Annotated in this window: 7 protein-coding genes; 5 read left to right on the top strand and 2 right to left on the bottom strand. The window is 73.8% G+C overall.

Annotated elements, in window-relative coordinates; all coding sequences use genetic code 11:
* Positions 1-273: 273 nt before the first annotated feature.
* Positions 274-693 carry a hypothetical protein gene (locus tag ABZ193_RS42670; protein WP_354714510.1) on the top strand — a complete coding sequence of 140 codons (420 nt, stop codon included), beginning with the start codon at positions 274-276 and terminating at the stop codon, positions 691-693.
* Here ABZ193_RS42670 and ABZ193_RS42665 read toward each other — a convergent pair.
* Complete coding sequence (locus ABZ193_RS42665) at positions 680-1,999, bottom strand: cytochrome P450 (RefSeq protein WP_354714508.1); 1,320 nt, start codon at positions 1,997-1,999, stop codon at positions 680-682. The two genes, ABZ193_RS42670 and ABZ193_RS42665, sit on opposite strands and share 14 nt — an antisense overlap.
* Positions 2,000-2,072: 73 nt before the next feature.
* Between ABZ193_RS42665 and ABZ193_RS42660 the strand changes: the two genes are divergently transcribed.
* From ABZ193_RS42660 to mshC, 3 genes are read left to right on the top strand one after another with little or no spacing between them, the layout of a single operon-like run.
* Positions 2,073-2,660 carry a TetR/AcrR family transcriptional regulator gene (locus ABZ193_RS42660; protein ID WP_020422761.1) on the top strand — a complete coding sequence of 196 codons (588 nt, stop codon included), beginning with the start codon at positions 2,073-2,075 and terminating at the stop codon, positions 2,658-2,660.
* Positions 2,661-2,719: 59 nt separating this feature from the next.
* The gene (locus ABZ193_RS42655) at positions 2,720-3,433 is read left to right on the top strand and encodes a GH25 family lysozyme (RefSeq protein ID WP_237334961.1); all 714 of its coding nucleotides are present in this window, start codon (positions 2,720-2,722) and stop codon (positions 3,431-3,433) included.
* 57 nt (positions 3,434-3,490) lie between these two features.
* Positions 3,491-4,729, top strand: coding sequence for a cysteine--1-D-myo-inosityl 2-amino-2-deoxy-alpha-D-glucopyranoside ligase (gene mshC / locus ABZ193_RS42650; protein ID WP_354714505.1), 1,239 nt, complete (start codon positions 3,491-3,493; stop codon positions 4,727-4,729).
* 15 nt (positions 4,730-4,744) lie between these two features.
* On the opposite strand, the gene ABZ193_RS42645 is transcribed toward mshC, so the two are convergent.
* Positions 4,745-6,328 carry an ABC-F family ATP-binding cassette domain-containing protein gene (locus tag ABZ193_RS42645; RefSeq protein WP_354714504.1) on the bottom strand — a complete coding sequence of 528 codons (1,584 nt, stop codon included), beginning with the start codon at positions 6,326-6,328 and terminating at the stop codon, positions 4,745-4,747.
* Between the two features lie 180 nt (positions 6,329-6,508).
* Here ABZ193_RS42645 and ABZ193_RS42640 point away from each other — a divergent pair, with 180 nt between their 5' ends.
* Complete coding sequence (locus ABZ193_RS42640) at positions 6,509-7,099, top strand: winged helix-turn-helix domain-containing protein (RefSeq protein WP_354714502.1); 591 nt, start codon at positions 6,509-6,511, stop codon at positions 7,097-7,099.
* The last annotated feature ends 613 nt before the right edge of the window (positions 7,100-7,712 follow it).

Here is a 7,712-nt window from a genome sequence, read left to right as displayed (position 1 = left end):
CTCGCCGCTCCCGGACCCGCGCCGCTCCGAACGCTGCCGCGGCCGGGGCCGGCCGGTGGGTGCAGCGGCACGGGCGAACCACCTGCTCGGCTCCGAACCGGCCCCGCGCCGCGCCGGAGGCGGGCCGATGCCTGACTCGCTCCGCCCGCGACCACCGGCGCCGCCCCGAATGCCCGCGCCGCGCCGGAGGCGGGCCGATGCCTGACTCCGCGACGCGCGCGAACCACCTGCCCTGCCCCGGTCCGTACCCCCGCCCCGAACTGGAGGTTCTCCATGGCTGAACTCGCCGGTGGTGTCACCTGCCTCTGGCTGGGCATGGTGCTCGGCATCTCGTTCCTGGAGGCGCCGCTGAAGTTCCGCGCTCCCGGCGTGACCGTGCCGCTCGGGCTGGGCATCGGGCGCATCGTCTTCCGCGCGCTCAACCGGGCCGAGGTGGCGCTCGCCATCCTCGTCGCGGCCGGGGTCGCCCTGACCGACGTCCGGTGGCCGGTCTACCTGGCCGGCGCCGTCGCCGCGGTCGTGCTCGTCGTGCAGCTCGCCGTGGTCCGGCCGCCGCTGAACCGGCGCTCCGACCGCGTGCTGGCCGGCGAGGACGTCCCGCGGTCCCGGGCGCACCTCGTCTACGTCGTCCTCGAGGCCGTCAAGGTGCTCGCCCTGGTCGCGCTGGGCGGCCTGCTCCTCACCGGGGGATGACCGCGATCCGGGCGCCCCGCCCGGGCACCATCGTGATGTGCCGCGGCTTCGAGTGCTCGCCGCGGGCGCGGTCCGGCTCCACCGCGAACCGCGTCAGCACCGCCCGCAGCACGATCGTCGCCTCCAGCAGGGAGAACCCGGCACCGAGACAACGCCGCACGCCGCCGCCGAACGGGAACCACGTGCCGGACGCCGGGCCGCCGTCGAGGAACCGCTCCGGCCGGAACGCCGCCGGGTCCTCGTGGTGCGCCGGATCGCCCTGGACCAGCGCGATCGAGGGCATCACCGTGTACCCGGCGGGAATTAGGTATCCGCCGATCTCGATGTCGCGCGTCAGCCGCCGCGCCACCTCGGAGATCACCGGGTGCTGCCGCATCGCCTCCTTGGCCACCGCCTCCAGGTACTTCTCGTCCCCGGCGTCGGCCGCCTCGATCGCCCGCCGCTGCCGCGCCGGGTCCCGCGCCAGCTCGTGGAACGACCAGGCCAGCGCGGTCGCGGTCGTCTCGTGCCCGGCTAGCAGCAGGGTGATCAGCTGGTCCCGCAGCTCCGCGTCGGAGAGCCGGTCGTCCTCGGCGGGCACCGTCAGCAGGCGGGACAGCACGTCGCCGCGCCCGTCGAGGTCGTCGGCCTTGCGGCGGTCGGCGATCTCGGCGTAGAGCAGCTCGTCCACCCTGTCCTGCGCCAGGCTGTAGCGCCGCCACGGCCCGAACCGGCGCAGCTTCGCGTTGTGCCAGCCGAACAGTTCGAGCACCCCGATGTCGACGATCCTGGTGAGCAGGGCACGCAGCTCGTCCAGCCGCGGCCCCTCGGCGACGCCGAACACCACCCGCAGGACGATCTCCAGCGTCAGCGCCTGCATGCGCTCGTGCGACCGGAACACCCGGCCCGGCGTCCAGCTCGCGACCTCGGCCTCGGCGAGCTCAGTGATCATCTCCCGGTAACCGCGCAGCGCCGCGCCGTGGAAGGCGGGCATCAGCAGCTTGCGGGCGCGCAGGTGCACGTCCTCGTCGGTGAGCAGCACCGAGTGCGGGCCCATCAGCGGCTTGAGGATGACGTTGCCCTCGCCGGCGTGGAACACGTCGGCGGGCCCGCTGAACACGGCCTTGATGTGGTCGACGTCCGCCAGCTGCACGACGTGCCGTTCGGGGTAGAGGTTGAGGCGGACGAGGTCGCCGTAGCGGCGCCGCAGCAGGGGCATCAGCACGTGCCGGAAGTTGCCGAAGAGCACCGTCTGCACGCCCGCCGGGAGCCTCGGGCCGGGCGGCAGCGGCAGCGCGCTCGTCCGGGACGGGGTTTCGACGCTCATCGCGACCTCCTCGACGTGACCGGTGCCTCATTTATACGCACGTGTAACTCGGGTGTCCAGCTAGGGTTCCGGTGTGGGACACCGGGAAGAGCTGCTCGCCGCCGCGCGGCGGCTGCTGGAGGAGAAGGGGTACGCGCACATCACGGCGCGGGACCTGGTCGCGGCGTCGGACACCAACCTGCACTCGATCGGGTACCACTTCGGGTCCAAGGCGGGCCTGCTCAACGCCGCGATCGGCGAGGTGTTCGAGGAGTGGACCGACAAGCTGGCCTCGATCGCGATGGCCGAGCCCGCCGTCCCGCCGATCGAGCGCGGGCGGCGCGCGTGGGCGGCGATGCTGGACAGCCTGCCCGCCAGCCGGGCGCTGCTGCTGTCCTACGTCGAGGCGCTGGCGCAGGCCGAGCGGACCGAGTCGCTGCGGGAGCAGTTCGCCGAGCAGTACCGGCGCTGCCGCGCGAAGGTCGCCGAGCTGGTCGCGCGGTCGCTGGCGGACGGCACCACGGCGGACGACCCGCGCTGCCAGGCGGTGGCCAGCTTCGTGATCGCCATCTGCGACGGGCTGGCCGTGCAGTGGCTGCTCGACCCGGACGGGGCGCCGACGTCGGAGCAGCTGACGGCCGGCCTGGAGGCGATGTGGGCCGCCTCGTTCCCGGGCGCCTGACTCACCCGATTCGGTCACGCGCCGCGCGACGACCCGGAAGTGGATCTACGGTCCGGGGCGTGGCAGCGAAAACGATCTTCCGGATGGTGGCGGTGGTGACGGCCCTCGTGGCCGGCTTCGCGCCCGCGGTGGCCTCCGCGCAGCCCGCGGCGCCGGTCGCCGGGTTCGACATCAGCGCCTCGCAGGGTGTGCCCGACTTCACCGCGGCCAGGGCGGCGGGCGCGCGGTTCGTGTTCGTGAAGGACACCGCGGGCGTCGGCTACGTGAACCCGAACTTCCTGGCGCAGTTCCGCGGCGCGAAGGCGGCGGGGCTGTACCGGTCGGCCTACCACTACGCGCGCCCGGACAAGACGGGCGGCGCCGAGCAGGCCGCGTACCTGCACACCCACGACGGCAAGTGGTTCGCCGACGGCATGACCCTGCCGCCGACGCTGGACCTGGAGGACACGCCGAACACGCCGGCCTGCTACGCGAAGTCGCCCGCGGACATGGTCGCCTGGATCCGCGACTTCAGCACCGAGCTGAAGCGGCGCACCGGGCACACCCCGATCATCTACACGACGAACCGGTGGTGGAAGGCGTGCACGGCGGACAGCACCGCGTTCGCCGCCGACCACGTCCTCTGGCTGGCCCGCTACAACACCACGATGGGCGAGGTGCCCGGCGGCTGGACGGCGAAGTTCTGGCAGTCCGCGGTGGCCGGCCCGCTACCGGGCAACCAGGACACGTTCTTCGGCACCGTCGACGAACTGCGGTCGCTGACCGCTTCGTGACGCGAAACGTTCCCACCGGGCGGGACGGTTCACCGGAACGCCACCTAGGGTTGGGGTATGAAGACTTGGTCCTCGGTACCCCTGCCCTACGTGCCGGGCACGCCACGCGCGCTGCGGCTGTACGACACGGCCACCGGGCAGGTGCGCCCCACCACGCCGGGCAAGACCGCGCGCATGTACGTCTGCGGCATCACCCCGTACGACGCCACGCACCTCGGTCACGCGGCGACCTACCTCGCGTTCGACCTGGTCAACCGGGTGTGGCGGGACAGCGGGCACACGGTGCACTACGTGCAGAACGTGACCGACATCGACGACCCGCTACTGGAGCGCGCCGAGCGGGACCAGGACGACTGGGTGGTCCTGGGCCTGCGGGAGACCGCCCTGTTCCGCGAGGACATGGAGGCGCTGCGGGTGCTGCCGCCGAAGCAGTTCGTCGGCGCGGTGGAGAGCATCCCGGAGATCGTCGAGGTCATTTCGAAGCTGCTCGCGCACGGCGCGGCCTACCCGGCCGACGACCCGGAGTACCCGGACATCTACTTCGACCGCTCGGCCACCGGCCGCTTCGGCTACGAGTCGAACTACGACGGCGAGACCATGGCGAAGTTCTTCGCCGAGCGCGGCGGCGACCCGGACCGCCCCGGCAAGCGCGACCCGCTGGACGCCCTGCTGTGGCGCGCCGCCCGGCCGGGTGAGCCGTCCTGGGAGTCCGAGCTCGGCCCCGGCCGCCCCGGGTGGCACATCGAGTGCAGCGCGATCGCGGTCAACCGGCTCGGCATGGGCTTCGACGTGCAGGGCGGCGGCTCGGACCTGATCTTCCCGCACCACGAGTACAGCGCCGCGCACGCCGAGGCGCTGTCCGGCGAGCACCCGTTCGCCCGCCACTACGTGCACAGCGGCATGATCGGCCTGGACGGCGAGAAGATGTCCAAGTCGCGCGGCAACCTCGTGTTCGTGTCGCGGCTGCGCGCCGACGGCGTCGACCCGAACGCGATCCGCCTCGCCCTGTTCGCCGGCCACTACCGCAGCGACCGGTCGTGGACCGACGACCTGCTCACCACCGCCCAGCAGCGGCTGGCGCGCTGGCGGGAGGCCGTGGCGCTGCCTGCCGGGCCGGAGGCCGACGACACCGTCGCCCGCCTGCGCGACCACCTGGCCGACGACCTCGACACGGTCAACGCGATGCGGGCGATCGACGCGTGGGCCGACGAGGCGCTGCGGCAGGGCGGGCGCGACACCGGCGCGCCCGGCCTGATCCGCGTCGCCGTCGACGCGCTGCTGGGCGTCGAGCTCTGATCGGCGTATAACGACCTATACGGTGCGGCCCTGCTCCAGCCGCAGGGTCGCACCGTCCCACTCCCGGCGCAGCCACCGGTCGTGGCTGGCGAGGACGACGGCGCCGGGCGCGGAGCCCAGCGCGTCGAACAGCTCCTCGGCGAGCGTGAGCGAGATGTGGTTCGTCGGCTCGTCGAGCAGCAGCAGGTCCGGTGGCCGGGCGATCAGGATCGCCAGCGCGAGCCGTCGCCGCTGCCCGACCGACAGCAGCCCGGCCGGCCGGTCGAGGTCCCTCGGCGCGATCAAGCCGAGATCGGCCAGCGCGGGGGAGTCCGGGCCGGCCGCCTCGGCGTAGAGCCCGCGCGGCGTCCGCGCCGGGGCGGGCAGGGTCACGTCCTGCGCGAGCATCCCGGTGCGCAGACCCTTCCGGCGTCGCACCGCCTGCGGCGCCAGCTGGCCGGCGAGCACGGTGAGCAGCGTCGACTTGCCCGCGCCGTTGCCGCCGGTGACCAGGAGCCGCGCCGACGCCGTGACGTCCAGTTCGGACAGTTCCAGCCGTCCCGGCACGTGGATCCCACGGGCGGAGAGGATCAGTTCGTCCTCGCCGGCCGGTGCGGTGAGCGCGCCCGCGAACCGCAGCGGCGGCGGGGGCTTGCGCACCTGGTTGGCGGTGAGCTCGTCGAGCCGCTGCTGCGCGTTGCGGACCCGCCGGGAGATCTGCTTCTGCACCCGGCCGGTCTTGAAGTCGTACAGCATCTTCGCGTTGTCCCTCGGCGGCCGGTCGTGGGCGACGGCGCGCGCGGTGACCGCGACCGCCTCCGTCAGCCGCCTCAGCTCGGCCTGCTCCTCGGCGTGGCGCTGCTCCCAGCGGGCGCGTTCGGTGCGCTTGTGCGCCAGGTAGTCGCGGTAGGCGCCGCCGTAGCGAGCCGGCCCGCCCAGTGCGGGATCGAGGTCGACGATCGCCGTGCACACCGCGTCCAGGAAGACCCGGTCGTGCGAGGCGAGCACCACCGTCCCGGACAGCCCGGTGAGGTGGCGTTCCAGGAACTCCATCGCCGGGTCGTCGAGGTGGTTGGTCGGCTCGTCGAGCAGCAGCGTGGCCGGCTGCCGGATGAGCAGCGCGGCCAGCCCGAGCCGGGAGCGCTGGCCGCCGGACAGCTCGCCGACCGGCCGGTCGATCCCGCCGAGCCCGAGGCCGTCCAGGACGACCGCGGCGCGGCGGTCGGCGTCCCAGATGTCGTGTGCCTGGGCCCATTCCAGGGCTTCGCCGTACTCGGCGAGGACCGCCTCCGACGGATCGGCCGAGACCGCCTCGGCGAGCCAGTCCAGGCGCCGCGCCGCGCGGCGGATGCCGGCCAGCGCGTCCTCGACGACCGCCGGGACCGGGGTGTGGGCGGGGTAGGGGAGTTCCTGGTGCAGGAATCCCACGTCGGGTCCGGTGTGGACGGTGCCGCCGTGCGGGATCTCGGCGCCCGCCAGGAGTTTCAGCAGCGTGGACTTGCCCGCCCCGTTCTCGCCGACCAGGCCGACCCGCTGGCCGGGGTCGGCGGCGAAGTCGAAGCGGTCGAACAGGACGCGGTAGCCGTAGGCGAACGACAGCTCGTGAACGCGCAAAGACATGGGACATCACCGGCCGGAGTGCGATGGCGGAACCCGCCGGGCCACCTGGCCTCGGACGCGGGTCGGTCGGGATGTCAGTTCTTCATGGCGCTTCCAGGCTAGCGCGGGCGGGCAACTTGTTTTCCGACCGGAGATGTGAAAGAGTCCTTTCGAAAGGTTTCTTTCACGTTGGAGGTGCCGATGGCCGCCGAGCTGCCGCCGCGACGGCGGGTCCGGGACGCGGAGCTGATGCGGGCGTTGGCGCACCCGCTGCGGTCGGAGCTGCTGAGCTACCTGATGGCCGTCGGGCCGCGGACCGCGACTGAGTGCGCGGAGGCGGTGGACTCGACGGCCTCGAACTGCAGCTGGCACCTGCGGCAACTGGCGCAGTGGGGGCTGGTGGAGCGCGTCGAGGCGGCCGACGGGCGGGAACGGCCGTGGCGGGCCACGCCGGTGGGGCTCGACTTCGGCGAGTTCGCGACCGACCCGGCGGTGCGGGCGGCGCAGCTGGCGGCCGCGGGAGCGCGGATCGCCGAGGACGGCGTGCTGGCGCAGCGGTTCCTGGACACGATCGGCTCGTTCGACCGCGAGTGGCAGGAGGCATCGGCGATCAACACCTACGCCCTGCGGGTGACGCCGGCCGAGCTGGCGGCGCTGACCGAGGCGATCGACGCGCTGGTGCGGCCCTACGTGGCGACCATCCGGACGGAGGCGCCGGCGGAGGCGCGGCCGGTCCAGGCGAGCTGGCGGGCGTACCCACGCGTCGAGGCGAACGGGAAGCCGAGTGAGTAGCGCCGGGTCGTGCGTGTGGCGTGGGTCCCGCCTGCGCGCCGAGGGCCGGACGAGCGGGGAGGGGGAGCGTGCCCGCCGCGGCACCAGATGCGGACAAGCACGTTGGCGGCTGGCCGCACGGTGGGGAGCGGTTCGCCCGGTGAGCAGCGGACCAGGGGAGCCCAAGCCCGAGGCCGGGGTGTCGATGCCGCGGAGGTGGGTGGCCGCTGCGCGGCGGCTGGTCCCGCCGCGCCAAGCGGCCAGCCCGGCGACCGGCGAAGCAACCAACCCCGGCGCCGCGGCGCCGAAGGCGCACAGATGTGCCGCCAACGCGGCCCGGCCATTGGGCGGCGAGCTCTCGAGGGTGCGCCCGCCGTCTCGCCACGCGCGGGCAGCATCCCGCGTGGCACCCCCGCCGTCCCGCCGCGCGCGGACAGCATTCCACCTAGCGCGCCCAGCGTCTCGCCACGGGCGGGCAGCATCCCGCCTGGCGCGCCCAGCGTCCCGCGGTGCGCGAGCAGCATCCCGCGTGGCGCAGCCACCGTCCCGCGGCGGGCCGGGCGTCGACGTCGACCCGTTCAGCGACGAGGGCATGGTCCTCTACCCCGTCTCCCTGTCCACCGAAGAGGTCCGC

It is taken from the genome of Amycolatopsis sp. NPDC006125, assembly GCF_040614195.1.
Lineage (GTDB): Bacteria > Actinomycetota > Actinomycetes > Mycobacteriales > Pseudonocardiaceae > Amycolatopsis_E > Amycolatopsis_E tucumanensis.
Note: the sequence above shows the minus strand (reverse complement) of the source record. Positions and strands in the feature narration are given on the sequence as shown.

What these genes read in the sequence shown, in the direction of transcription:
- mshC (WP_354714505.1), top strand. Translation starts at nt 3,491, where the DNA reads ATGAAGACTTGGTCCTCGGTACCCCTGCCCTACGTGCCGGGCACGCCA.
- ABZ193_RS42645 (WP_354714504.1), bottom strand. Translation starts at nt 6,328, where the DNA reads ATGTCTTTGCGCGTTCACGAGCTGTCGTTCGCCTACGGCTACCGCGTC.
- ABZ193_RS42670 (WP_354714510.1), top strand. Translation starts at nt 274, where the DNA reads ATGGCTGAACTCGCCGGTGGTGTCACCTGCCTCTGGCTGGGCATGGTG.
- ABZ193_RS42640 (WP_354714502.1), top strand. Translation starts at nt 6,509, where the DNA reads ATGGCCGCCGAGCTGCCGCCGCGACGGCGGGTCCGGGACGCGGAGCTG.
- ABZ193_RS42665 (WP_354714508.1), bottom strand. Translation starts at nt 1,999, where the DNA reads ATGAGCGTCGAAACCCCGTCCCGGACGAGCGCGCTGCCGCTGCCGCCC.